Below are 24,636 nucleotides of genomic sequence, written 5' to 3'. Positions count from 1 at the left end.
GGCCTGGGGCTATTCTCACAAAAGAAGGTGATAACTGAAACGATAATGCAATCCAATATGGATCATGCCAAAATGATGATACCCCGTTTCATTTGGAGTAAAATAAAGTGGAAGTTAGGAGGCGAATTCATTTTGTTCACATCAATGGAAGATTGCACAAACTTTATGTACCGTTTAAGGGCTGAGAAACATAAAGGCGAACCTTTTCGGGCCATGAATGCCATTTTGCCTTTGCTCAAGAATCCCCATGAAAAGGTGCCTTTTATACATATCGCAGGCTCCAACGGAAAAGGTTCCACAGTAAATTATTTGAGGGAAATTTTGCAAACCGCGGGATATAAAGTGGGAGCCTTTACATCACCCCATTTGGAACGGGTCAACGAACGGATTTCCATCAACGGGTCGGAAATTTCTGACGGGAGATTTTTGGCATTGGCCAACCGATTGTTCCGCGTTATTGAAGAGGAACTTGATGGGGACTATCCGAACTTTTTTGAATTGATGACGCTCATTGCATTTCAGTATTTTGCCGAGGAGCAAGTGGATATTGCATTGATCGAAGCGGGAATCGGCGGACGTTTTGATTGCACGAATGTCATCTCTCCCCTCTGTTCCATCATTACAACGGTTTCCCTTGATCATACCCATATTCTTGGAAATTCTTACAAAGAAATCGCTTATCAAAAAGCGGGAATCATTAAAAGAAATGTCCCTGTCATAACGGCGGTTGCGAACAAGGAGGCATTGGAAGTCATCTGCCGGGAAGCCCGGCAGCAACATGCACCCCTTTTCCTTTACGGGGAAGATTTCTTTGTTTCGGACATACAAACGGATGAAAGGAAACAAAATTTTGCCTACCATTTGGGGAATGTCCATTTAAACATTACTCTAAAAATGATGGGGGCGCATCAAATCGCCAATGCGGGCTGCGCAATAACCGCGGCGACCATATTGAGGAGCATCGGCTTTGCCGGCATTACGGATAAAATCATCCAAACGGCTTTGGAAAAAGCTTTTTGGCCGGGGCGTTTTGAACGGGTGGGCAGCCAAATCATCCTGGACGGCTCCCATAATCCGGAAGGAACTGAAGCGTTGATTCATACGCTAAAACGCCAATATCCGGATAAAAAATATAAATTTATTTATTCAGTCATGGAGGACAAAGATTATCATAAAAGCATTGCGATGATCGACAAAGTGGCCCATGCGGTTTATTTTACGGAACTTCCGGTTCCAAGGGCTGCGAAGGCGGAGGAATTGGCACATTGCTCGGGACATCCTGACAAAGCGGTAAACAAAGACTGGAAAGCGGTCGTGGAACAAGAGATGTCCGGTCTCCAGGAAGATGAACTGCTGGTTGTCACAGGTTCGATCTTTTTCATCGCAGAAGTGCGGAAATTTTTAAAAGCGAAGGAAGAAGCCTATGATTATAAATTTTGACCAATATAAGGAAAGATGGGGTATCCAAAGCGATCCCGCCATCAAGCCGGGCCTTGAAGGAATGACCAGGGCATTGGCCCTTTTAAATAATCCCCATGAAAAACTAAGGGTGGTACACGTGGCGGGAACCAACGGAAAAGGTTCCACCATCGCTTTTTTGGAGCAAATGGCCCTTCATCACGGGCTTTCGGTCGGAAAATTCACTTCACCGTGTATCGTGGACGTCCATGACCAAATTCAAGTAAATCTGCATCCGATTAGCCGAAAAGAAATGGACCGGGTGTTCGAAACAATGAAGAATGCGGGAATAAGCGGATTGTTGACGGATTTTGAGCTCCTTACTTGCGCGGCATTCCTGCATTTTGCCAATGAACAAACGGATTTGGTTCTCCTTGAAACGGGTCTGGGCGGATTGGAAGATAGCACAAATGTCGTCGATCCGCTTGTTTCCATCATTACAAGCATTGATTTTGACCATACAAACATTTTGGGCGATACCCTTGAACAAATTGCCCATCATAAAGCCGGAATCATTAAGAAAGGAAAACCTGCGATCATCGGCAGTTTGCAGGAGGAGGCCCTATCCGTCATAAAAAGGAAGGCAGCCTTGGAAAATTCCCCTTTATCCGTTTATGGGAAAGATTTTTATGTCCATCCAGGCAGGGAGGGGGAAGAATATATCTATTTGAAAGCAGATGTGGCAATTGATCGGCTGACAAGAAAAATGGCTGGGGCTCACCAACGGATCAACATGGCTTTGGCAATTACCGCCTTTTTGGAAGTAGTTGAAAATCTCCGGTTGAATGCAAATGTTGATTCCATCCGAAAGGCGGTGGAAAAGACAAGCCTCGCCGGCCGCTTTGAACAAGTGTTTCCGAAGGTGTATTTTGACGGAGCCCATAATCCCGCAAGCATCGGGAAACTTGTTGAAACCATCAAGCAGCAATTTCCAAACGAAACCATACGATTTGTCATCGGCATGGTGAGGGATAAGGACATTGAAAATGTGCTGCGTTTGCTGGAAACCGTCAGCGATGAGTTTTACTTTGTCGATTTTGAAAATCCCCGTGCCGCAAAAGCAAAGGATCTAATGCAACTTTCAAGAGCGAAGAAAAAAGAAATAGTGGAAAATTGCGCATCTTTTATCCAATCAAGCGCACATTTTGATGGAGTAACGATTGTCACCGGCTCACTTTATTTGCTTGCGGAAATCCGGAATCAATTAATATCTTCATCGGCATTAGCTGAATGAAATAGATTCATGCATTGAATTGCATAGCAGTAGTTTCACCCTTTTCTAACGAATTCATCTATTTGGATTATCATTTTCAATAACAATGAAACATATGAAATAATGTGGACATGGTTCGGCCATCGGAAATGTCCGGATTTGTATATCGAAAAGGGTGATTCGATGAAGTTTCCTCATATCATTGGCCGGAAAGAAATGATCAGGGCAGCTCTATCGGGTTCTATTACGGGACTGGTCGGTGTTCTAGTATTTATGATTATATTGAATTCCATGAATTCCACTTACACTGAAGAGAAGCAGCAAAATGAATTGATTCCCGTAAGTTCCCAGCAAACGGAAGAGAAAAAGGAGAATGAATACTCCGAGCAATTTTATGCGAAGCAGCACGGAGTTTTTTCCACTTTTGAGAAAGCGTCGGAATTTGTTTACGGCCATTCCAGTTTAAATACAAGCGCTGTCGTTGAAATCGACGGTAATTTTTATGTATGGTCAGGCGTCGCGACCTCCAAAGATGACATCGTTTTAACGGAGGATCCGCCATCCTTTGTAAAACCTTTTACGCTGTCAGCGGAAGGGTGCAAAAAGCCGGCTTTAAAAAACCTCCCGTCCTTGCTGAAAAATGACGATTCTCTAAAATTAAATTTTGAGGGGGGCAAAAAAATGGGCGACCTGCCTCCGGATTGGGAGTCGATCACCTTTGCATTATCAAGCATCTCAAACGATTTGTCGGTTGTCCGGATGCATCTGTTGGCCCATTATTTTACTGAAAATGACTGTTTGAAAATTAAATTTTAATCCCCAAAAAAGGGTCAAATTTTAAATTTCCTATAGTTCGATGAGTTTTTCAAAATGCCATTCCTCGGCTATATTATGATTATAGGAGGAATGGAAATGAAATTTAAAACAAAACATCAACTCGTTTTAGCGTCAGCCTCACCAAGAAGAAAGGAACTGTTTTCAAAGCTGGGAGTCCCTTTTGAGGTGATTCCGAGCAGCGTTGAAGAAACCGGTGTGCATGCATCGGATTTTAAAGACTATGTTCAAAAAGTGGCTCTGTTAAAGACGAAAGATGTGGCAACGAATTGCCCGGGTAAAACGGTTATTGGCGCGGATACGATTGTTGTTTTCAACAATGAGCTTCTTCATAAACCAAAAACGCCGGAAGAAGCGATACGGCATCTGGAAAAGCTTTCATCGAATCGCCATCAAGTCATGACGGCCGTGGCAATCATCACAAAAGACAGGCAAGCGGAATCCTTTGTGGAAGTAACGGACGTGTATTTTAAAAACCTTCCTAGAAAATTGATAGAAAAATACGTGGAAACAAAAGACCCTTTTGATAAAGCCGGTGGTTACGGAATCCAGACGGGCGGGGCTTTGTTCATTGACCGCATTGAAGGGGATTACAATACGGTTGTCGGATTGCCGATTGCATCCCTGTTTGAAAAATTGGTGGAACTTGATATCATCGAACTATAGGAGGTATGTGGAGGATGTCCGTCAGGGCTTTTCCTGACTTGATGATTCGCGATTTGCACGTGGATGATCGTCCGAGGGAAAGGCTTATTAAACAGGGGCCGCAAAGTTTATCGAATCAGGAACTGATCGCGATTTTGTTAAGAACGGGAACGAAGCAGGAATCGGTGTTGTCAATAGCCAACCGGGTAATCAATTACTTCGAAAAATTGCATGAATTAAAACATGCCACATTGGAAGAAATCATGTCGATAAAAGGGATTGGACAAGCCAAAGCGGTTCAGCTGCTGGCGGCAATCGAACTGGGCAGGAGGCTCTCCCAGAAGCAGGTGGATTCACGCTTTACCATCAGATCCCCCAAAGATGCCGCCTCATTTCTGATGCCTGAAATGTCTTCTTTGCAGCAAGAACATTTTGTGGCGTTGTTTTTGAATGTGAAAAATCAAGTGATTCATAAACAAACCATCTTTATCGGCAGCCTGAATTCCTCCATTGTCCATCCCCGCGAAATTTTTAGAGAGGCGGTAAAGCGTTCGGCAGCGTCCATCATTTGCGCCCATAATCATCCAAGCGGGAATGCCTCGCCGAGCCCGGAAGACATCGAAGTGACAAAAAGGCTGCAGGAAGCCGGATTTATTATCGGCATTGAATTGATTGATCACATCATCATTGGCGATCATCAATATATCAGTCTGAAAGAACAGGGATATATTTAAAAAAAGTGTCAACTATGACATATTGGTTTCAAAAAAGTCGAAAGGCCCTGATTGTCCGGGTTTTCGACTTTTTTCGTGACATTTGCGTTTCAGCGAACCTTAATTCGTCATGTTCGTCTTAATTAAAGCGGGCTTTGTAAAAAGATTGTAAAATTTAACAAGGGTTTTTTCATTGTCTCATTCACAATTTCGCAATACAATGATAAATGCGAAAAATGTAGGGGCTGCATAAATAAGTGGGAAAAAATGTTTGCACCACTATAATTTTTCGGCTTTATCCGCTATAATAAAATTTATGATTTTGGACAGTCTTAGAGAAATAAAGGAGTTAATAGAAAGGGAGTACAAAATTTGTTAGGACTAGGGAATAAAGACGTAGGTATTGACCTTGGCACAGCGAATACATTAGTTTTTGTCAAAGGAAAAGGAATCGTTTTACGCGAGCCATCCGTTGTGGCGAAAAATACAAAAACGGGAGAAATTGTTGCGGTAGGCAATGAAGCGAAAAAGATGATCGGCCGTACACCCGGATCCATAGTTGCCATTCGTCCGATGAAGGATGGGGTGATTGCGGATTTTGACATTACGACTGCAATGATTCAATATTATTTGAAACAAGCATTAAAAAATTCCGGATTAAAATGGAAAAAACCGAATGTCATGATTTGCGTACCTTATGGCATCACTTCCGTCGAAGAACGGGCGGTGATTGATGCGGCCCGCCAAGCCGGTGCAAAAGAAGCTTTTACAATCGAAGAACCATTTGCTGCCGCCATTGGCGCAGATCTTCCGGTTTGGGATCCGACAGGTTCGATGGTTGTGGACATCGGGGGAGGAACGACGGAAGTTGCCGTCATCTCTTTGGGCGGCATCGTCACAAGCGAATCGGTTCGGATTGCCGGCGATGCGATGGACCAAGCAATCATCAGTTATATCCGCAAAACATATAACTTGACGATTGGTGAACGGACGGCAGAACAAATCAAAATGGAAATCGGTACTGCACGCGTCGATGATGTGGACGAAACGATGGAGATCCGAGGAAGAGACCTTGTGACGGGCTTGCCAAAAACGATAGTCATTTCAGCAAGCGAAATTTCGGAATCTCTGAAAGAAGCGATTGCCGCCATCATAGACGGCGTGAAGAAAACATTGGAAAAAACTCCGCCGGAACTTTCCGCCGATGTGATGGAAAGAGGCATTGTACTTACCGGCGGAGGTGCGCTATTAAGAAATCTTGATAAAGTTATCAGCGATGAAACGAAAATGCCGGTGTTTATTGCCGAAAATCCATTGGATTGTGTAGCGATTGGTACTGGAAAAGCGCTGGAACATATTGATTTAATTCGTTCCCAGCAGTTGAAAAAATAGGGGGGATAGCGATGCCACATTTGTCCAATAAAAGAATTATCATGATTTTAATTGGTTTGATTGTGATTGTGGCATTGGTCAGCTTTTCATTGCGCGATCGTCAAAATGCGACTCTCCCCGAACAATTTATCAAAGATTCAGTTGGCTTAGCACAAAGCATTGTTGCTAAGCCGGCTAACTATATAACAAACCTTTTCCAGGATATCCAATCTCTGTTAAATACTTATGAAGAAAACCAGCGATTGAAAATGAGATTGGAAGATTTCGCTGCTCTTCAGGCGGAAGTGAATACTTTAAAATCGGAAAATAAAGAGTTGCGAAAACTATTGGACAATGAAGATAGTTTAAGAGATTATGAGCCAATCCGTGCCACGGTCATTGCAAGAAATCCCGATCAGTGGGAAGAAAAAATCATTATCAATAAGGGGTCTTCCCATGGGGTTAAGAAAAACATGGCCGTTATGACGACAAGCGGATTGATTGGAAAAGTGAGTTTAGTAACGCCATTTACGGCTGAAGTGGAATTGTTATATACAAATAATCCAAATTTCAGGGTGTCAGCAATGGTTCAAAGTGAAAAAAATGTCGCTTATGGTTTGATTGAAGGATATGACGAAAAGCGTAATGAATTAATTTTGAAACGCATCGATTCCAGTTTGGAAATTAATAAAGGAGATAAAGTAGTCACTTCCGGATTAGGGGGAATCTTCCCGAAAGGCATTCTGATCGGCGAAATTTCAGAAGTGACAACGGAAGATTTCGGCTTGACAAAAATGGCTTATATACGGCCTTCAGCCGATTTTTCCATGCTTGAAAAAGTGATGATTGCCAAACGCAGTGCAACAGTAATTGATGGTGCAGACGGTGAAGGAACAAATGCAGACTTGACAAATAATACGGGCATACCAGGCGAGGGTGAAGATTGATGTGGATCCGTTTCATGATTCCGGCTGTAGCAATCATATTATTTTTATTGGAGCCCGAGTTTGCTTTGTTCTCACCGATTGAATGGAACGGGGAACTCTTTTATTTTGTGCCCCGTTTTCTTATACTTTATTTAATTTTTCTCTCCATTTATTACAATCCTAAGCGTGCGGCTACCTACGGTTTGATTTTTGGACTCTTGTATGATGTGTTTTACATTGATATTATTGGATTGTATACAGTGTTGTACCCATTGATGTGTTTTCTTGCCAATTGGACCAACAAATATATCCACCAACACTTGACTTTTACAACAATTTTATCCGTATTGCTGGTAGCCTTAATGGAATTGGTTTTATATATTTTTTTCCATCATATTATTCACTTTACGAATTTGGCATTTACTGAATTTTTCGTTAAGCGATTAATTCCTTCAATCTTTGCAAACTTGATTTATTTAATGATGCTTGGTTGGGCATTTAAATATTTAATTGACGCCCGGGTATTGCAAAAGCTTCGTGAACTTTCTTAATTTAATCTGGCGAGAGGTGTCACTCTTATGAAAAAACAGCTTGTCCATATGAAGGGGACAAAGGACGGTTTAGTGCTTCGGCTTGATGACCAGTGCGCCTACCAAGACTTAGTGGAAGAACTTGAGAGGAAAGTATCAGAAGGTGGAATTGACGGCAGAGTGAATGTCTCTCTCGATTTAGGCTATCGCTACCTTCTTGAGCAGCAGAAACAAGAATTGATCAATATCATTGAGCACCCCGGTAAAATGGTCGTATCGAAAGTGCTTAGCAATGTCATTACGGTGGATGAAAACAATGCAAAGATGCAAGGCAATCTATGTGATACATATGTAGGCATTGTACGTTCAGGACAAGTTATACAGGCCCCGGGAGATATTATCGTGATCGGTGACGTAAATCCAAACGGAAAAATTGAAGCCGGCGGAAATATATTTGTAATGGGGAAGTTGAAAGGCATTGCACATGCAGGCATTGGCGGGGACCGGGAGGCGATTGTCGCCGCTTCCTGGTTTGAACCGACCCATGTTTATATTGCTGATGTAATTGAAGTGATGTCGAATGAAAAACCAATCGTAAAAGAACATGCGGAGCAATTATTTGCATATATAAATAAAGAAGGAAACATTTCTTATGACCGGTTGCAGGAAGCCCGAAAAATACGGCCATTACTCAACACTAAAGGAGGTAGCTAATGTGGGGGAAGCGATTGTAATAACTTCAGGTAAAGGCGGAGTCGGAAAAACTACGACAGCAGCTAACCTAGGTACAGCACTGGCACTTCAAGGCAAAAAAGTATGCCTGGTGGATACTGACATTGGTCTCCGAAATTTGGATCTCGTACTTGGTCTGGATAATCGTATCATCTATGATTTGGTGGATGTGGTGGAAGGGCGCTGCAAAATTCATCAAGCCTTGGTGAAAGACAAACGTGTTGATGATAAGTTGTATTTGTTGCCTGCTGCCCAGACGACAGATAAAAATGCCGTGACACCTGAACAAATGAAAGAATTGATCAATGAGTTAAAAAGGGAATTTGAATACGTTTTAATTGATTGTCCTGCGGGCATTGAACAAGGATACCGGAATGCGATAGCCGGTGCGGATAGTGCAATCGTTGTTACAACCCCTGAAATATCCGCAGTAAGAGATGCGGACAGGGTGATAGGCTTGCTTGAAAAAGAAGAAATTAATCCCCCTAAACTGATTATCAACCGGGTCCGAAAAGATTTAATCAATCAGGGGGATGCAATGAACATTAATGAAATTACAACACATCTTTCCATTGATCTATTGGGAATCATTGTTGATAACGAAGATGTCATTGCCTCATCCAATAAAGGGGAACCGATTGTCATGGATCCCAATAACAAGGCTTCTTTAGGCTATCGAAACATCGCCCGTAGAATTTTGGGTGAATCGGTGCCATTAATGACTTTGGAAGAAGAACATAAAGGGGTATTCAAGAAATTAATGTCTATTTTTTCAAGATGATAGATTTGCAGGAAAAAGACTGTAAAAAGATTCGACGCTTTGTGATCGGACAACCATTGCCACATCGATGAGAAAACGGAACAAGCAAAGCGGACGGAACTTTTAAACAGTCTTTTTTTCTATTTTTCTTCCATTCTCATTTTCAAAATTCAAACTTATAGAATCGTATTTTCTTATCCTTCATATACTAAGGAAAAATGAGAATGGATGAGGGTATGGGCAAAAAATGGAAATGGATTGCTGCGTTTTTCCTTTGTGCGGGCGTTCTTGTAAGCAACCATCTTTATTCGTCAGGAAAAATTTCGTTTGATGTGAAAAAAATTGTATACAGTTCTGAAGATTTAACGTTTATGCGCAACCTTTTAAGAGAAATTTTTGACAAAGAATCAAAGGATACCATTGCCGTTTCTTCAGATCCGATCAACCAAGAATTATTAACTTTTGTACAAGTTAAACCATATTACAAGGGCTACCTGCTGACCTATGAAGAAGCGGTCCCGTTAATCGCCGTCGACCATGGTCTCGTCGTGTATACCGGCTATAACAAAGATACAGGGAAAACGATTTCGGTTTATTACGAAGACAATACGACGGTGACTTATGGAAACGTGGATTCTTTTTCATTGCTTCCTTATACATCCATAGAACGGGGAAGTATAATCGGCAAGAAAGAGGCGGGAGATTTGTATATTCAGGTAGAGAAGGATGGGAATATTCTGAATTTGGAAGAAACATTAACATGGATGAAAGAGCATATGCGGCCATGAAGCGTATGACGATTCATCCATTATTTTTGCCTCTTTTATTTGGACTAATTTTGTATGGTAATGTTTCTTATTATGCCTTGATTCTATCTTCATTGCTAATTCATGAATTTGGCCATATTCTTGTTGCCTGGCTTCTTGGGGTCAAAGTGGAGCGTTGCGTCATCATGCCTTATGGCGGGGAAATTGAGCTGGAGGGAGGATACGCTTTATCTCCCCAAAAGCAGCTGTTGATCAGTTTAGGAGGTCCCATAGCCACCGTTTGCTGCATGCTGGTCGCCCCTTTTTTGGATCCTTTATTGGCCAAGCCGCTCATTAAGATTCAAATGATTTTGCTGCTGATCAATCTGATTCCTGTATGGCCCCTTGACGGCGGAAGAATTGTCTTTTCGCTTATCCTGATTTTTTCGAAAAAAGCGAAAGTTTATGAAATGTTCATAAGCATTTCTTTTATTCTGATTACCTCAACGGTCATCATTACCTTTATCTTGCTTCCAAAAACTTTATTTTTATTTTTGCTGAGCCTCTTTTTATGGATCAATATCATCCAGGAATGGAGATACCGCAAATATCGGGTTGCCTTTGAAAAATATGTAATGAATCGATTGACTTAAACTTTTTAGTATGATAACATTTCACTTGTTATGTAGCACCTGTGCTACAACCGCTCTGGGAAGGTTTTTAAAGCATCAATTGTTTGATCACCTTTCCGCAGGCGAGTCTTAGACAAAGAGGAGGTGCAATGAAATGTACGCAATCATCGAGACTGGCGGTAAACAGTATAAAGTTGAAGCTGGACAAGAAATTTACGTTGAAAAATTAGGGTTAGAACCTAACGAAACAGTAACTTTTGACAAAGTTCTTTTCGTTGGGGGCGAAACAGTGAAAGTTGGTACACCTACTGTGGAAGGTGCCACTGTTACTGCGAAAGTGATTAAAGAAGGCCGAGGCAAAAAAATCACTGTGTTCAAATACAAACCTAAGAAAAACTATCGCCGTAAACAAGGTCACCGTCAACCTTATACAAAATTGGTGATTGAATCCATCAACGCTTAAGAGGTGGCCGGATGATCACAGTTACGATTCATCACGACGAAAACCGTCGTGTAGCTGCTTTTGAATTTTCAGGCCATGCCGAATACGATGAATCGGGGAAAGATTTGGTCTGTGCAGGTGCATCGACCATCGCGATCGGGACGGTCAATGCAATCTATGCACTGTTGAATATTGAACCGAAAATCGAGCAGGCCACTGAAGGCGGAGGCTACTTAAAGGTGGACTTGCCGACGGATATAGATCCTGAATTGGATGAAAAATTGCAGCTGATTGTGCAAGTGATGACAGCACAAGTCTATTCAATGGTACAAAATTACGGTCAATATATTCAAATCAAGTACAAGCATGCAGGAGGTGGAACACAGTGAAATACTTGTTAACATTAGATCTACAATTTTTTGCTTCCAAAAAAGGGGTAGGTTCTACAAAAAACGGACGTGATTCCGAAGCGAAACGCCTTGGTGCGAAACGTGCGGATGGCCAGTTTGTTACCGGCGGTTCAATCCTTTACCGTCAACGCGGTACGAAAATCTACCCAGGTTTGAACGTAGGCCGTGGCGGCGACGACACACTTTATGCAAAAGTTGATGGTATCGTACGCTTCGAACGCATGGGACGCAATAAGAAAAAAGTAAGTGTATACCCTGTTGCACAGGAAGCATAATTCAAATGAATTCCAAAGGACTGCAAGATTGCAGTCCTTTTTTATGTATAAAAAACCCTTATCAGATAGAAGAAATAAGAGAAAAAAATTGTTATACTTAAATAAGGTATCGCTTAGCATTATGGGAGTGGGGGAATTGACGAAACTTTCTGTTAGTGAAATCTTAAGGGCTGCGAATCATGATTTCATCAACCAATTGCAATTAATCAAAATGAATTTGGATCTAAACCGGATTGATGATGCAAAAAAAATCATCGAAAATTATTGCCATCAATATAAATCTTATTCCAATCTGAATAAATTGAATTGGCCGAAAACGGTCGAATGGATACAAACTTTCCATTATCGTTTTCCTTCCATTGAATTTTTATTAAAAAGTCATGTGGCAATGACGCCGAGTGTGAAAAAGGATGCGGAAACGGTTGAATACTTGGAAAAAACCATTCAACATGTTTCCCCTTATCTCGACCCATACAGCGAACATCGATTGCTGATAGAGGTTGAAGCGACTGAACGGTGGGTAAAAATTACCTTTGATTTGCACGGGAAATGGGATGTTGAGCCTTTGCGCGACAAACCATCGGATTTGGAAATTTCAACGGAGAAAGAAACCTGCAATGATTGGAAATATGTTTTAAACTTTAAGGAGTGAAATTATGTTTGTCGATCACGTGAAAATATACGTAAAAGGCGGAGACGGCGGAGACGGGATGGTTGCCTTTCGCCGCGAGAAATATGTGCCTTATGGCGGTCCTGCAGGGGGGGACGGCGGACATGGAGGCAATGTCATCTTTGAAGTGGATGAAGGTTTGCGCACGCTAATGGATTTCCGCTATCAGCGCCATTTTAAGGCGCCCCGCGGAGAAAACGGCAAAAGCAAAGGAATGCACGGAAAAAATGCGGAAGATTTAGTTGTGAAAGTCCCGCCGGGAACCGTTGTCATCAACGAAGAAACCGGAAGAGTCATTGCGGACTTGGTGGAGCATGGGCAGCGCTCCATTGTTGCAAAAGGCGGCCGCGGCGGACGGGGCAATATGCGTTTTGCCACACCGGCAAATCCCGCACCTGAAATTGCGGAAAAAGGGGAGCCGGGTGAAGAATTAAATGTAATATTGGAATTGAAATTATTGGCCGATGTAGGGCTTGTGGGTTATCCAAGCGTCGGGAAATCCACATTGCTCTCTGTTGTTTCTGCCGCAAAACCGAAAATCGGCGCATATCACTTTACAACCATTGTTCCGAATCTTGGGGTAGTCGAAACGGGTGACGGACGCAGCTTTGTCATGGCGGATTTGCCAGGGTTGATTGAAGGAGCCCATCAGGGTGTCGGATTGGGCATGCAGTTTTTGCGCCATATCGAAAGAACGAGGGTCATTGTGCACGTTGTGGATATGTCCGGAATGGAAGGGCGTGATCCTTATGAAGATTTTGTGAAAATCAATAATGAGCTGGAGCAATATGATTTGCGCCTTACGGAACGGCCTCAAATCGTCGCTGCGAATAAAATGGACATGCCCGGTGCAGAAGAAAATTTAAAGGAATTCCGGAAAAAAGTGGGCGATCAAGTAAAAATATTTCCGATTTCCGCTTTGACAAAGAAGGGGCTGCAGCCCTTGCTGCATGAAATCGCGGACTTGCTGGAAGTCGCTCCTACTTTCGAATTGTATGATCTTGCCGATGAAAGCGACGCGACCGTTGTATATAAACATGAGAAAAAAGGTGCCGATTTCGAAATTGTCCGTGATGATGATGGAGCATTTGTATTAAAAGGGCAAAAAATTGAACGTCTATTTAAAATGACAGACTTCAGCCGGGATGAATCCGTCCGTCGTTTTGCAAGACAACTTCGCCATTTGGGGGTTGATGATGCTTTGAGGGAACGGGGTGCCAAAGACGGGGATACCGTTCGAATTCTGGATTATGAGTTTGAATTTATTGAATGATGGGGGGATGGAGATGAAAAATGTCGCAGAACAACGATATTATCTAGTGCGGGAAGATGTGCTTACCGATGCCATGCAAAAAACATTGGAAGCAAAGCGGCTATTGGAATCAGGGAAAGTCAACTCGATTTGGGATGCGGTGAAACAGGTAGACCTTTCCAGAAGCGCATTTTACAAATACCGGGACGCGGTCTTCCCCTTTCACTCCATCGTAAAAGAAAGAATTTTAACGATGATCATTCAGTTGCAAGATCAAAAGGGAACGTTGGCCAAAGTGTTGGAAGTCATTACAGAAGCCCATTGCAATATATTGACAATCCACCAAACGATACCGATCCAGGGCCGGGCCAATGTAACCCTTTCCTTGGATGTAACGAGCATGGCCATGGATTTGCATGAATTAATCAAAAAATTGAATGATTTGGAATTCGTGGAATCTGCCGAAGTAATCAGTTCGGGAGCATTATGATACAATTGATTTGCAGTTGAGATGGCAATAGCCATTAGATGGTTGATAGGAGGCTTAATGGTGACAAACAATGAATGGAAGTACCGGGTCGCCTATTTGGGTCCGGAGGCTTCTTTTTCCTATTTAGCGACAAGAGAGCTTTTCCCTAATGAATGGAACATTGCATATAGAACCATTCCTGAATGCATTGACGCTGTAACGAATGAAGTGGTGGATTTTGCGGTGGTGCCTTTGGAAAACGCAATCGAAGGTTCCGTGCCGCTTACAATCGATTATTTATTCCATGAAGCGGATTTATATATTGTCGGTGAAATCAAATTAAAAATCCAACAGCATTTAATGGTCAATAAAGCGCAAAAAGACAACTGGGAAAAAATTGAAGGGATTTATTCCCATCCCCATGCTTTAGCCCAATGCCATAAGTATCTGTTTTATCGTTTCAGCCATGTGCCATTGCACCAAACATCATCCACGGCTCAAGCGGCGAAAATGGTTGCGGAGAATCCGGACAAATGTATCGCGGCCATTGGCAATGCCACATCCGCGGAAAAGTATGGGCTTGTCATCGTAGAAAAAAATATCCATGATTTTCATTTTAACCATACCCGCTTTGTGGTGTTATCGAAATATAATACCCGCTTGCCGATTGAAAATTCGGATGGACAGCCGAAAACGATGCTTATGCTCACATTGCCCCACGATGACGCGGGGGCCCTGCATCGGGTGCTTTCGGTTTTTGCATGGAGAAGATTGAATCTAAGTAAAATCGAATCCCGCCCATTAAAGACGGGGCTGGGCAATTATTTCTTCATCATCGATGTATTGGCAGACGAAAATGAACCGATGATGAAGTGGGCATTTGAGGAATTGAATGCCCTTGGTTGCACGGTAAAATCACTCGGTACGTATTATACATATAATGCATCGGAGTGATGGAACTTGAAGGGCCGGCTGATTTTGCAAAAATCCCGGCCGATGGAGCCGCCGTTTGCAGTCAATGAACCGTTGAAAAGAGCGGCCGGAATGTTTGAACTGCACCTCCAATCCCTGGAGGTGCAGTTCTTTTTTATTTTTATTCCTCCACCAAATATCCCTTTTTCCGGAGTCTTCTTTCGGCTTCTTCGATCTGCTCCATCGTTGGAGCGGAAATCACGTGCAGATGGGTGCCGTTCGTTAAAACCGATAAGTAAGTGGCGTTTGTTTCTTTCACTTTTTTTAGAAACTTTTCCACGTCGATGCGGGAAGACAGCATCATGGATGCAGTAATTTCCCCGTAAACCGGGTGTTCCACAATGACATTTTTTATGGTCACCCCGCAATCGACAATCGTCATCATTTCATCTTCAGCTTCTTCTGCCGTATGTACACAGACAATTTTCTTTTCAACCTGGAAAGCATCCTCTTGATTCATATAAAAATAGCCCTGGCTCGTTGAAATAATCGGAATATTGCGGGCTTTCAACAAATTCATATCGTTGACAATCACTTGGCGGCTGACATTTGCATATTTTGCTAATTGAGTTCCCGTAATTGGCTCTTTTGAATTCTTCAGTAATTTCAATAGTTCATTTCTGCGTTCTTCTCCGAGCATTTTTTTCATCGAATCACACCTTCTAGCAAATGTTGTGTATACGGATAAGCCCTTAAAACATAGTTTAACACGAGGCAAAGGAAAGGGTATATTTTTGTGACCTTTTTGTTGTAACAACATATTATAAAACGAGAAAAGGAGGATGTCTGTTGCGAACTCACATTGTACAAAAAGGGGATACGCTTTGGAAAATTGCCAAACAATATGGAATCGATTTTGAAGAGTTGAAAAGGCTGAATGCCCATTTGGCCAACCCGGATTACATCGTGCCGGGCATGGAAATCATTTTGCCTGACGATGTGCCGGGCCGGAAACCGTCTTATGACCAGAAAGAAAAGGCGGATAAATCCAAAATAAAAGATAGCGCTGCGAAAGAAAAGAAAGCGGAAGTCCCGCCAAAAGCGAAGCCGGTTGAAAAGCCGCAAATGAAGCCGCCGGCGGGGGAAATGAAAGTGCCTGAAATTCCTCCGATTCCGCCAGTGCCGCAACCGGCTCCGATACAACAAATGCATCCGCATGAAAAAAAGGAATTCCATTTTGATTTTTCGCCGCAATTCAGCATTCAACGCCCTATTCCGCATCCGCAGTTTATGCCGCTTCCGCAACCTGTGATGCCGCAGCCGATTTTTATCGAAATTCCTCAGCAAATTCAGCAGCCTGCAAAAGAAGAAAAGAAAGAAGAGAAAGAAGTGGTGGTAGAAAAAGAATATATCCCTGTTCCTCAAACCCATATAGAATATGTTCCGGTACCGCAGCCGATCTATATTCCATGCATGCCGCATCCGGTATCTCCTTGCCACCATGGACCTCAAAAAACGGGACACTGCGGCTGCAGAGGCCAAGGTCCTATGCACCATCAAGTCCAACCTTATTTTACAAGTCCTCATGGGCTGCCTGCATGTCCTGGGTATCCGGAAATGCATGGAGGAATGATGCCGTATGGATATGACATGCCATATCCGGTTCAGCCGGCACCAGAGTTCAGAGATATGGAAGGGTACGAAGAAAACGGCGATGCACCTCTTGTAGAAGCGGAAGTCGAAGAAGTTCAAGACCACAGCACGGATTGGCTGTTTGAATCCACTTCAAAAGAGGATGGGGAACAGAAAGTGAAAGATATAAGCAAAGCGCAGGAAGAACAACAAGGATTCAAAGATTTTGAACAAGCAACAATGCCTTCATACGGATACTATGGAATGCCGCAAGAAGGTTATATCCCTATGGAACAAGGACATTATGCACCAATGCATCCATTTGCCCCTCAACCGGTTTATCCTCCAATGGAACAAGGGATGGCACCATATAGCCAGCAACATCAGCCATGGATGAATCCTTGCGCACCATACTTTAAACCGTGGGCATACTAAATGCAAATAAAAAATAATATATGGAAACAACACAGCGGGAATGAAACACTTTTCATAAAAAAATATGATCAAATACATGTATTCGAAAAAGTAGCGCTGATTCATGAAAAATTGGAGAAAATCCGGTTTCCGTATATCATTCCGCTAAAAAGGTCCAAAGAACCGTACCTGCTTGTGCAAAGTTGGCAAAAGAACAGTTACAGCGCTGATTTTTCCAAAGTGAAACACCGGAAAAAAGCGGTGAAAATATTAAAAGCGCTTCATGAAACGAATCAACATGTCGACTGGCATCTCTATTCCGAAATCCCGAAGCAGAAATTGATCCAAAAATGGCAGGCAAGGCTTGAACGGTTTCTGATGCAGGAAAAAGAACTGGTAAAATATTTGCGGCATCACTATTACGATATTGTGCTATATGCCAACAAAGCTTTGGAAAAGATCCAACAAAAACCGGGAACTGGACCGAAAACATTGACGCTTCTTCACGGGGATGTCGTCCATCATAATTTCTTGATTACAAAAGATGGAATGAAACTGATCGATTTTGATTTGGCGGTTGTCGGCGATCCGGCGGAAGAAATGATTTTATGGATGCATCGGGCGCTTCCAAATATGGATTATGATCTCGAAAGGCTCTTGCTGGAACAAAAATATTTGCGGGAAATTTGCCTGGCGAAATTACACTACCTTCAGTATCCAAATGAATTGTTAAGAGAATGGCAATATGTGCTGCATCTGGGGGATCATGAAAAAGATGTTTTCTTAGAATATATAATGCCGTTTACGGAAAAGGCATTAAGGCATTGGCCTGACTTGATGTCGGCAACGGAAAAAATTCAAGAAATGTTTGAAGTAGGATAAAATACGAGATTATGATAATATAAAATGGAATAGTAAATAGGTGACCGTCACAATATGACGGTCTTTCTTTTGTTTCTGTAAGTGTTGGAAAAAAAACACTGCGAAATGCGAGGAATAAAAATGTATGATTATATCATTGGAAAGGTGACGAGAATTACCCCTGAGTATATTGTGCTGGAACAAAACGGGATTGGCTATCGAGTCTTTACGCCCAATCCATATGCCTTCCGTGTGGACGAGGAGATCCGAAAAGTCTTTATACATATGTATATCCGTGAAGATGCCCAGCAATTATTCGGATTTAAAACATTGGAACAGAGGGAATTATTCCGGAAACTGATCCAGGTTTCCGGAATCGGGCCAAAAAGCGCTTTGTCCATTCTTGCCAGCGGGAATCCTTCACAAGTCATAACGGCCATTGAAATGGAAGATGAATCATTTTTAGTGAAATTCCCCGGTGTCGGAAAGAAAACGGCGCGGCAAATGATTCTTGATTTGAAAGGAAGGCTCGGCTCCCTTCTTGAACATGTGGAACTGCCAAGTGCCCAGGATGAATTGCCTCTATTCGGCGGAAATGCCCATCGGCAGGAAATGGAGGATGCGATGCAGGCTTTGCGGGCGCTCGGCTATTCCGAAAAAGAATTGGCGAAGATTTTGCCCGCATTAAAAGAGAGGGACGATCTGGAAACAACCGAAAGCTATATGAAATATGCCTTAAAACTTTTGTTAAACACGAAATAACAAGGAGGGCGGCAAGTGGATCGAATCGTATCTGGCGAAGCAAATGAATTGGATCGGCAGTTCGAACTTTCGCTCAGACCCCAAAGACTTTCCCAGTATATAGGACAACATAGAGTAAAAGAAAATTTAAAGATTTTTATTGAAGCGGCCAAATTGCGGCAGGAATCATTGGATCATGTGCTGCTTTACGGTCCCCCCGGGCTCGGGAAGACAACCCTTGCCAATGTGATTGCCAATGAATTGGGCGTCAATATCCGGCTTACAAGCGGACCTGCGATCGAGCGCCCGGGAGACTTGGCGGCCATTCTCAACGCCCTTGAGCCGGGCGACGTACTGTTTATCGATGAAATCCATCGCCTGTCCCGCACAATCGAAGAGGTGCTTTATCCGGCTATGGAAGATTTTTGCCTTGATATTGTCGTCGGAAAAGGTCCGGAAGCACGCTCAATCCGGCTTGATTTGCCGCCTTTTACACTGGTCGGTGCAACCACAAGGGCGGGATCTTTGTCAGCCCCGTTGCGGGATCGTTTTGGTGTATTGTTGAGATTGGATTTTTATGACGAAGCTTCATTGATTGAAATTGTGAAAAGAAGTAGTAAACTGTTTGAAGTGGAGATTGATGACGAAGCCGCACAGGAAATCGCGAAACGTTCCCGTGGAACACCCCGAATCGCCAACCGCCTGTTGAAGCGGGTAAGGGACTATGCGCAAGTGATAGGGGATGGAACGATTACCGTAGCCATTGCTAAACAGGCTTTGGAATTGCTTCAAGTGGACCGGTTCGGTTTGGATCAGATCGATCATCAATTATTGGAATGCATGATTCTTCAATTTAATGGCGGCCCTGTAGGCTTGGATACTTTGGCCGCATCCATCGGCGAAGAGCGCATTACCATCGAGGATGTATACGAACCGTATTTAATGCAAATCGGCTTTATTCAAAGGACGCCCCGGGGACGTGTCGCGACAAAGTTAGCTTATGAACACCTTGGTTATACTTATAACGATGAAATAAAGTAAAAGGAAGAAGTAGCGTATGAAAATTGATGAATTTGATTTTGATTTGCCCGAAGAACTGATTGCCCAAACACCATTGAAAGACCGGGCGGCAAGCAGGCTTCTGGTCGTTAATCCATTTACAAAGGAAATTGAACATCATCAATTTCCGCATATCGTGGAGGAGCTCAATCCGGGTGACTGCCTTGTCCTGAACGATACCCGGGTGATGCCGGCAAGGCTGTTCGGAGTGAAAGAAGAAACCGGCGCCCATATTGAAGTGCTGTTGTTAAAGCAAATTGGCGAAAACCGGTGGGAAACATTGGTCAGACCGGCGAAAAGGGTTAAAGTCGGAACGACCGTCAGCTTTGGAGATGGATTGATGACCGCTACATGCACAAATACCCTTGAACACGGCGGACGCGTATTCGAATTCCATTACGATGGCATTTTTTATGAAGTGTTGGACAAATTGGGGGAAATGCCGTTGCCGCCGTATATTCACGAAAAATTGGAAGACAAGGAACGATATCAGACGGTCTACGCAAAAGAAATCGGTTCCGCGGCCGCTCCGACAGCAGGCCTCCATTTTACGGAAGAGCTTCTGGAAAAGATCCGGAATAAAGGGGTGGAAATTGTCTTTATTACCCTTCATGTGGGGCTGGGCACTTTCCGGCCTGTAACGAGTGATACGATCGAAGAACACAAGATGCACTCGGAGTTTTATAGCATCAGCGATAGCGCGGCCGAAACGATCAATCGGGTGAAAGCTCGCGGCGGAAAAGTGGTCGCTGTCGGAACCACAACGACCAGAACCCTTGAAACCGTCGCCTCGAAATATGACGGAAAAATAAAAGGGGAACAAGGATGGACAGATATTTTTATTTATCCGGGTTATGAATTTAAATGCATCGACGGGCTGATTACAAATTTCCATTTGCCAAAATCGACACTCGTCATGCTCGTTTGTGCATTGGCCGGAAAAGAAACGATTTTCCACGCTTATTCGGAAGCCATTAAGGAACGTTATCGTTTCTTCAGTTTTGGGGATGCGATGTATATCCGTCCAAAAAAGTCGAATTAGATGAATGAAGACACTTTTTCACTATTGAAAAGAGAGGAATCATGGATGACACAACCTGCAATTCGTTATGAACTGATTAAAACTTGCAAACAATCAGGAGCGAGGCTGGGAATTGTGCATACACCGCACGGTTCCTTTGAAACGCCTGCTTTCATGCCAGTTGGTACTCAGGCGACCGTGAAAACCATGTCGCCTGAGGAATTAAAGGAAATAGGGGCAGGCATCATTTTGTCGAACACATATCATCTCTGGCTCAGACCGGGAAATGATATTGTGAAGGAAGCGGGCGGCCTGCACAAATTCATGAACTGGGACCGGCCAATTCTGACCGATTCGGGCGGATTCCAGGTCTTTTCCTTGAGCGACCTTCGCAAAATTAAAGAAGAAGGGGTTTATTTCCGCAACCATTTAAATGGAGACAAGCTCTTTTTGAGCCCGGAAAAATCCATTCAAATCCAAAACGATTTAGGGGCAGATATCATCATGGCATTTGATGAATGTCCGCCATATCCGGCGACGTATGAATATATGCTGGAAAGTGTGGACAGAACTACCCGTTGGGCGAAACGGTGCAAAGAAGCGCATCAGCGTCCGGAAGAGCAGGGGCTATTCGGCATTGTCCAAGGCGGTGAATTTGAAGATTTGAGAAAACGTTCCGCTGAAGCCCTTGTGGATTTGGATCTGCCCGGGTATGCCGTAGGAGGGCTATCGGTCGGGGAACCGAAAGAAGTCATGTACCGGGTGCTTGAATTTACCACTCCACTGTTGCCTGTAAATAAACCCCGCTATTTGATGGGAGTAGGTTCACCGGATGCGTTGATCGAAGGGGCGATTCGGGGCATCGATATGTTCGACTGTGTATTGCCGACGAGAATTGCCCGCAATGGCACCCTCATGACTTCACAAGGCCGTCTCGTCATCAAAAATGCCCAATATGCGCGGGATTTTGGCCCGCTTGATCCGAACTGCGACTGTTATGCATGCAAAAACTATTCACGGGCTTACGTCCGCCATTTGATTCGATCAGGAGAAATTTTTGGATTGCGATTGACGACTTATCATAATCTGTACTTCTTATTAAGATTGATGGAAAAAGTGAGACAAGCCATCCGGGAAGACCGGCTGCTTGATTTCCGAAACGAATTTTTTGAGCAATACGGCTTCAACAAACCTAACGCAAAGAATTTCTAGCGGACAAAAAGAAAAAAAAAGGGTTTTTTTCGAAGAAAGTAGAAAAATAAATCGATTTTTAGCATGATTTTATACTATACTTATGAAGTGAGAATTAGAAAGGGGAGTAAACAGGTGGAAACATTATATAATCTATTGCCAATTATTATTATGTTTGTCGCGATGTGGTTAATTTTAGTTCGCCCTGCACAAAAACGTCAGAAAGCGACGCTTGAAATGCAAAAAAATCTAAAGCGTGGAGATAAAGTGGTTACAATTGGCGGGCTTCATGGCGAAGTGGATGCGCTGGAAGACACAGTGGTTTATCTGATAGTGGATGGAAAAACACGTCTCAAATTTGAACGTCAGGCCATTGGACGAGTAATCAATGAATAATTGGCAAGAGAACATTATTAAAAAGGTTTATCTGCTTCCGGGAGCAGGTAAACCTTTTTTTTGTATAGTAGCAAAAGGTTTGGCAAACAATAGAAAGGAAAGGATGTGATGGTTTGGAAATTTATTTGGGAATCCTTTTCAGAACCGTTTTTCTTTATTTGCTCGTGCTGGTCGTTTTTCGCCTTATGGGAAAACGGGAAGTCGGCGAACTGAGCATCATGGACCTGGTTGTATTTGTATTGATTGCGGAATGCGTTGCATTTGCCTTGGATGATATAGAGAAGCCGCTTTTTGAAAATGTCTTTCCCATCATCATTTTGCTTGGCATCCAATATTTGAATTCCCTTCTTGCACTAAAAAGCAAAAAGATCCGCGATTTGATTGACGGAGATCCATCCATCATTGTGGAAGACGGCGTCATTAATCAAGAAGAAATGCGAAAGCAGCGCTACAATTTGGATGACCTGTTCCAGCAAATGAGGGAAGAACGGATTCCATCGGTACAGCAAATCAAATACGCCTTCCTCGAACCGTCCGGAAAACTATCAATCTTTTTAAAGGACGATGATCCGCTCATTTTTCCGCTGATAGTAGACGGATATATTGTAGACCGGCATCTGAAGTTTATTGAAAAAGATCGGGAATGGCTATTGGAAAATTTAAAAAAGAAAGGGTACAAACCGGAAGACATTTTTTATTGTTGCTATGAAAATTATGATCTGCATATACAGCTAAAAACGGCGAACAAAAACGGAACGTAAATATCTGAAATCATTCCATTTAAACTGGTTTGTGGCCAATAATAGAACCGTCAATACGATAAGGGTTAACGCGCTGTTCGCCCAGAAACCGAAAGAAATTTTGCTGAACAGATAGCTTTGGATAAAACAAGTGATGATAAAATCAACATAAGGAATGGCAAAGAACCGGAAACCGGAACTGATCATCTTGTGCCCCCTCAACGTTGCCATATGCAGAAAGGATGTCACCAAAACACCGAAGCCGATGGCAATGATTGCCCCGTATTCTTGAATAAATGGTTGGGAAGCCAATACAAACATTACGAACAGTTTGCCGATTCCTCCGTAAATGGAATTCATCATTGCGGGTCTTGCTTCGTCGATCGCTTGAAGGATGGAATGTAGAGGGCTTTGAATATAGTAAAAATAGAAGATTGGGGCCAGAATTTTCATAAATCCTCGGTTTTCCTCCAAGTGAAAGAGCCGCATGGCGAGCTCATCGCCATGGAGGAAAAAATAAGCTGCAGCATATGCGCCGATGATGGATGATAAACGCAAACTTACACCAATCCGGTCGTTTAATAATCGCCGATTGCCCCTGGCTACGGCATCACTGACTGCAGGAATCAGCACAATGGCCAATGCGTTCGGGATAAAAGAAGGAAACAGCAACAAAGGAACATGGACGCCGGAAATAATTCCATATAGGGTTGTCGCACCTGCGGCGGTAAGTCCTGCGATTGTCAATGCTTTCAAAAAGACGATCGGTTCCAAAAACCAGGTAAACGTTCCGAACAATTTGCTTCCTGCACTCGGAACCGCAATCCGCAATAAAGGCATTGCCGGATAGGGTTTAGGGGAAGAAGATTTTTTTAGTTTTTTCTTTTTCGCTACATAGTGGATATATAAATAGATGAATGAAACCATTTCGCCTATGGCTGTGATTGCCATTGCGTAAGCGGCCGTCAATTCAGGGTTGTCCGGCACGACGAAAAATGGCAGCGCCAAGGATATTAATACAATCCGCACCAATTGTTCAATCATTTGCGACCATGCAGTTGCCGATATGATGGCAATCCCTTGCAAATATCCCCTGATCAATCCGGAAAATACGATGATTGGTACGGCGCCTAATGCAATATACAATGTGATTTTTGTTCCTTCATTATGTAAAAGCGTTCCTGCGAGATATGGAATAAACATCGCCAAAATGGGCGTGAATAGAATAATGGACAAAATGGACCATCTAGCGGCAGTTTTCATGACGGACTGAAGTTGTCCCAATTGGCGTTTCGCGAAGAGTTCCGCGATGACTTTTGCCACCGCAATAGGTATGCCGAGCTGCAAGACCGAAACGAAAAAGATATATGCAGGGTAGGCGGTCATATAGACTCCTACGGCTTCTTCCCCTGCCACTCTCATAAACTGCATTCTATATATAAAGCCGAAAAGTTTTGATAAAAAAATGACAACGGTGAGAAAAATTGTCCCTCTAACAAATGATGCCATTCCTACAGTCCCTTCTCATTTTTTCTCTTTTTCGTTACAATATTTGTATGCTTTCCAAAAAACAGTTTAGTCAGAACGGTGG

At 43.0% G+C, this 24,636-nt stretch carries 29 protein-coding genes and 1 other annotated feature; of the genes, 27 read left to right on the top strand and 2 right to left on the bottom strand.

The annotated features are described in order from the left end of the window. The first annotated feature begins 132 nt into the window (after positions 1–132). The 19 genes from NST62_RS08015 (at position 133) to pheA (ending at position 15,032) form a co-directional block, all read left to right on the top strand. Positions 133–1,440: a folylpolyglutamate synthase/dihydrofolate synthase family protein gene (locus tag NST62_RS08015; RefSeq protein ID WP_141602895.1), complete on the top strand. Its 1,308-nt coding sequence runs from the start codon at positions 133–135 to the stop codon at positions 1,438–1,440. Further along, a complete protein-coding gene (locus NST62_RS08010) occupies positions 1,424–2,692 on the top strand; it encodes a folylpolyglutamate synthase/dihydrofolate synthase family protein (RefSeq protein WP_328215909.1) in 1,269 nt (422 codons plus the stop codon). The genes NST62_RS08015 and NST62_RS08010 overlap by 17 nt, the downstream gene beginning before the upstream one ends. A 162-nt stretch (positions 2,693–2,854) precedes the next feature. After that, positions 2,855–3,487, top strand: a complete 633-nt coding sequence (locus NST62_RS08005) for a hypothetical protein (RefSeq protein ID WP_141602893.1) — start codon at positions 2,855–2,857, stop codon at positions 3,485–3,487. Positions 3,488–3,583: 96 nt separating this feature from the next. Further along, the gene (locus NST62_RS08000) at positions 3,584–4,171 is read left to right on the top strand and encodes a nucleoside triphosphate pyrophosphatase (RefSeq protein WP_141602892.1); all 588 of its coding nucleotides are present in this window, start codon (positions 3,584–3,586) and stop codon (positions 4,169–4,171) included. Between the two features lie 14 nt (positions 4,172–4,185). Next, the gene (gene radC / locus NST62_RS07995; protein ID WP_141602891.1) at positions 4,186–4,884 is read left to right on the top strand and encodes a DNA repair protein RadC; all 699 of its coding nucleotides are present in this window, start codon (positions 4,186–4,188) and stop codon (positions 4,882–4,884) included. A 351-nt stretch (positions 4,885–5,235) separates the two neighbouring features. Continuing rightward, positions 5,236–6,255: a rod shape-determining protein gene (locus tag NST62_RS07990; RefSeq protein ID WP_141602890.1), complete on the top strand. Its 1,020-nt coding sequence runs from the start codon at positions 5,236–5,238 to the stop codon at positions 6,253–6,255. 11 nt (positions 6,256–6,266) lie between these two features. Then, positions 6,267–7,181: a rod shape-determining protein MreC gene (gene mreC / locus NST62_RS07985; RefSeq protein WP_141602889.1), complete on the top strand. Its 915-nt coding sequence runs from the start codon at positions 6,267–6,269 to the stop codon at positions 7,179–7,181. Continuing rightward, positions 7,181–7,711 (top strand): rod shape-determining protein MreD, encoded by a 531-nt coding sequence (mreD, locus tag NST62_RS07980; protein ID WP_342462802.1) that lies wholly within the window; start codon positions 7,181–7,183, stop codon positions 7,709–7,711. The genes mreC and mreD overlap by 1 nt, the downstream gene beginning before the upstream one ends. 27 nt (positions 7,712–7,738) lie before the next feature. Next, positions 7,739–8,404 carry a septum site-determining protein MinC gene (locus NST62_RS07975; protein WP_342462800.1) on the top strand — a complete coding sequence of 222 codons (666 nt, stop codon included), beginning with the start codon at positions 7,739–7,741 and terminating at the stop codon, positions 8,402–8,404. Between the two features lies 1 nt (position 8,405). Then, positions 8,406–9,203, top strand: coding sequence for a septum site-determining protein MinD (gene minD, locus NST62_RS07970; RefSeq protein WP_141602886.1), 798 nt, complete (start codon positions 8,406–8,408; stop codon positions 9,201–9,203). A gap of 203 nt (positions 9,204–9,406) precedes the next feature. Continuing rightward, positions 9,407–9,970, top strand: coding sequence for a M23 family metallopeptidase (locus tag NST62_RS07965; RefSeq protein ID WP_328219735.1), 564 nt, complete (start codon positions 9,407–9,409; stop codon positions 9,968–9,970). After that, positions 9,943–10,581 carry a M50 family metallopeptidase gene (locus NST62_RS07960; RefSeq protein ID WP_141602884.1) on the top strand — a complete coding sequence of 213 codons (639 nt, stop codon included), beginning with the start codon at positions 9,943–9,945 and terminating at the stop codon, positions 10,579–10,581. Before NST62_RS07965 ends, NST62_RS07960 begins: the two co-directional genes overlap by 28 nt. Before the next feature lie 38 nt (positions 10,582–10,619). Further along, positions 10,620–10,700, top strand: a sequence feature (ribosomal protein L21 leader region). A gap of 14 nt (positions 10,701–10,714) precedes the next feature. Then, entirely contained in the window at positions 10,715–11,023 is a 309-nt protein-coding gene (gene rplU / locus NST62_RS07955) for a 50S ribosomal protein L21 (RefSeq protein ID WP_141602883.1), read from the top strand. 11 nt (positions 11,024–11,034) lie between these two features. After that, on the top strand, positions 11,035–11,391 hold the full coding sequence (locus tag NST62_RS07950) for a ribosomal-processing cysteine protease Prp (RefSeq protein WP_141602882.1): 357 nt from the start codon (positions 11,035–11,037) through the stop codon (positions 11,389–11,391). 5 nt (positions 11,392–11,396) lie between these two features. Next, entirely contained in the window at positions 11,397–11,687 is a 291-nt protein-coding gene (rpmA, locus tag NST62_RS07945) for a 50S ribosomal protein L27 (RefSeq protein WP_141602911.1), read from the top strand. Between the two features lie 136 nt (positions 11,688–11,823). Then, the gene (locus NST62_RS07940) at positions 11,824–12,339 is read left to right on the top strand and encodes a Spo0B domain-containing protein (protein ID WP_342462799.1); all 516 of its coding nucleotides are present in this window, start codon (positions 11,824–11,826) and stop codon (positions 12,337–12,339) included. A gap of 4 nt (positions 12,340–12,343) precedes the next feature. After that, positions 12,344–13,630 (top strand): GTPase ObgE, encoded by a 1,287-nt coding sequence (gene obgE, locus NST62_RS07935; protein WP_141602880.1) that lies wholly within the window; start codon positions 12,344–12,346, stop codon positions 13,628–13,630. Positions 13,631–13,643: 13 nt separating this feature from the next. Beyond that, positions 13,644–14,099, top strand: coding sequence for an ACT domain-containing protein (locus NST62_RS07930; protein ID WP_141602879.1), 456 nt, complete (start codon positions 13,644–13,646; stop codon positions 14,097–14,099). Positions 14,100–14,159: 60 nt separating this feature from the next. After that, the gene (gene pheA / locus NST62_RS07925) at positions 14,160–15,032 is read left to right on the top strand and encodes a prephenate dehydratase (RefSeq protein WP_141602878.1); all 873 of its coding nucleotides are present in this window, start codon (positions 14,160–14,162) and stop codon (positions 15,030–15,032) included. A 139-nt stretch (positions 15,033–15,171) separates the two neighbouring features. Here pheA and NST62_RS07920 read toward each other — a convergent pair whose 3' ends face one another. Beyond that, a complete protein-coding gene (locus NST62_RS07920) occupies positions 15,172–15,699 on the bottom strand; it encodes a transcription repressor NadR (RefSeq protein WP_141602877.1) in 528 nt (175 codons plus the stop codon). A 140-nt stretch (positions 15,700–15,839) separates the two neighbouring features. On the opposite strand from NST62_RS07920, the gene safA reads away from it, so the two are divergent. The 8 genes from safA (at position 15,840) to NST62_RS07880 (ending at position 23,066) form a co-directional block, all read left to right on the top strand. Next, positions 15,840–17,057, top strand: a complete 1,218-nt coding sequence (safA, locus tag NST62_RS07915) for a SafA/ExsA family spore coat assembly protein (protein ID WP_328216443.1) — start codon at positions 15,840–15,842, stop codon at positions 17,055–17,057. Beyond that, a complete protein-coding gene (locus tag NST62_RS07910) occupies positions 17,058–17,918 on the top strand; it encodes an aminoglycoside phosphotransferase family protein (protein WP_141602875.1) in 861 nt (286 codons plus the stop codon). A 120-nt stretch (positions 17,919–18,038) separates the two neighbouring features. Beyond that, the gene (gene ruvA, locus NST62_RS07905) at positions 18,039–18,659 is read left to right on the top strand and encodes a Holliday junction branch migration protein RuvA (RefSeq protein WP_141602874.1); all 621 of its coding nucleotides are present in this window, start codon (positions 18,039–18,041) and stop codon (positions 18,657–18,659) included. Between the two features lie 15 nt (positions 18,660–18,674). Beyond that, positions 18,675–19,679 carry a Holliday junction branch migration DNA helicase RuvB gene (ruvB, locus tag NST62_RS07900; protein ID WP_141602873.1) on the top strand — a complete coding sequence of 335 codons (1,005 nt, stop codon included), beginning with the start codon at positions 18,675–18,677 and terminating at the stop codon, positions 19,677–19,679. Positions 19,680–19,695: 16 nt separating this feature from the next. Continuing rightward, positions 19,696–20,739 carry a tRNA preQ1(34) S-adenosylmethionine ribosyltransferase-isomerase QueA gene (queA, locus tag NST62_RS07895; protein ID WP_141602872.1) on the top strand — a complete coding sequence of 348 codons (1,044 nt, stop codon included), beginning with the start codon at positions 19,696–19,698 and terminating at the stop codon, positions 20,737–20,739. A gap of 45 nt (positions 20,740–20,784) precedes the next feature. Then, complete coding sequence (gene tgt / locus NST62_RS07890) at positions 20,785–21,930, top strand: tRNA guanosine(34) transglycosylase Tgt (RefSeq protein WP_141602871.1); 1,146 nt, start codon at positions 20,785–20,787, stop codon at positions 21,928–21,930. Positions 21,931–22,044: 114 nt separating this feature from the next. Next, positions 22,045–22,305 (top strand): preprotein translocase subunit YajC, encoded by a 261-nt coding sequence (gene yajC / locus NST62_RS07885; protein ID WP_141602870.1) that lies wholly within the window; start codon positions 22,045–22,047, stop codon positions 22,303–22,305. A 113-nt stretch (positions 22,306–22,418) separates the two neighbouring features. Then, positions 22,419–23,066, top strand: coding sequence for a DUF421 domain-containing protein (locus tag NST62_RS07880; protein ID WP_141602869.1), 648 nt, complete (start codon positions 22,419–22,421; stop codon positions 23,064–23,066). Here the strand turns inward: NST62_RS07880 and NST62_RS07875 are convergent. Then, positions 23,037–24,554 carry an oligosaccharide flippase family protein gene (locus tag NST62_RS07875; RefSeq protein WP_141602868.1) on the bottom strand — a complete coding sequence of 506 codons (1,518 nt, stop codon included), beginning with the start codon at positions 24,552–24,554 and terminating at the stop codon, positions 23,037–23,039. The two genes, NST62_RS07880 and NST62_RS07875, sit on opposite strands and share 30 nt — an antisense overlap. Positions 24,555–24,636 lie beyond the last annotated feature (82 nt).

Source organism: Ureibacillus sp. FSL K6-8385 (assembly GCF_038593155.1).
GTDB classification, from domain to species: domain Bacteria; phylum Bacillota; class Bacilli; order Bacillales_A; family Planococcaceae; genus Ureibacillus; species Ureibacillus terrenus.
Note: the sequence above shows the minus strand (reverse complement) of the source record. Positions and strands in the feature narration are given on the sequence as shown.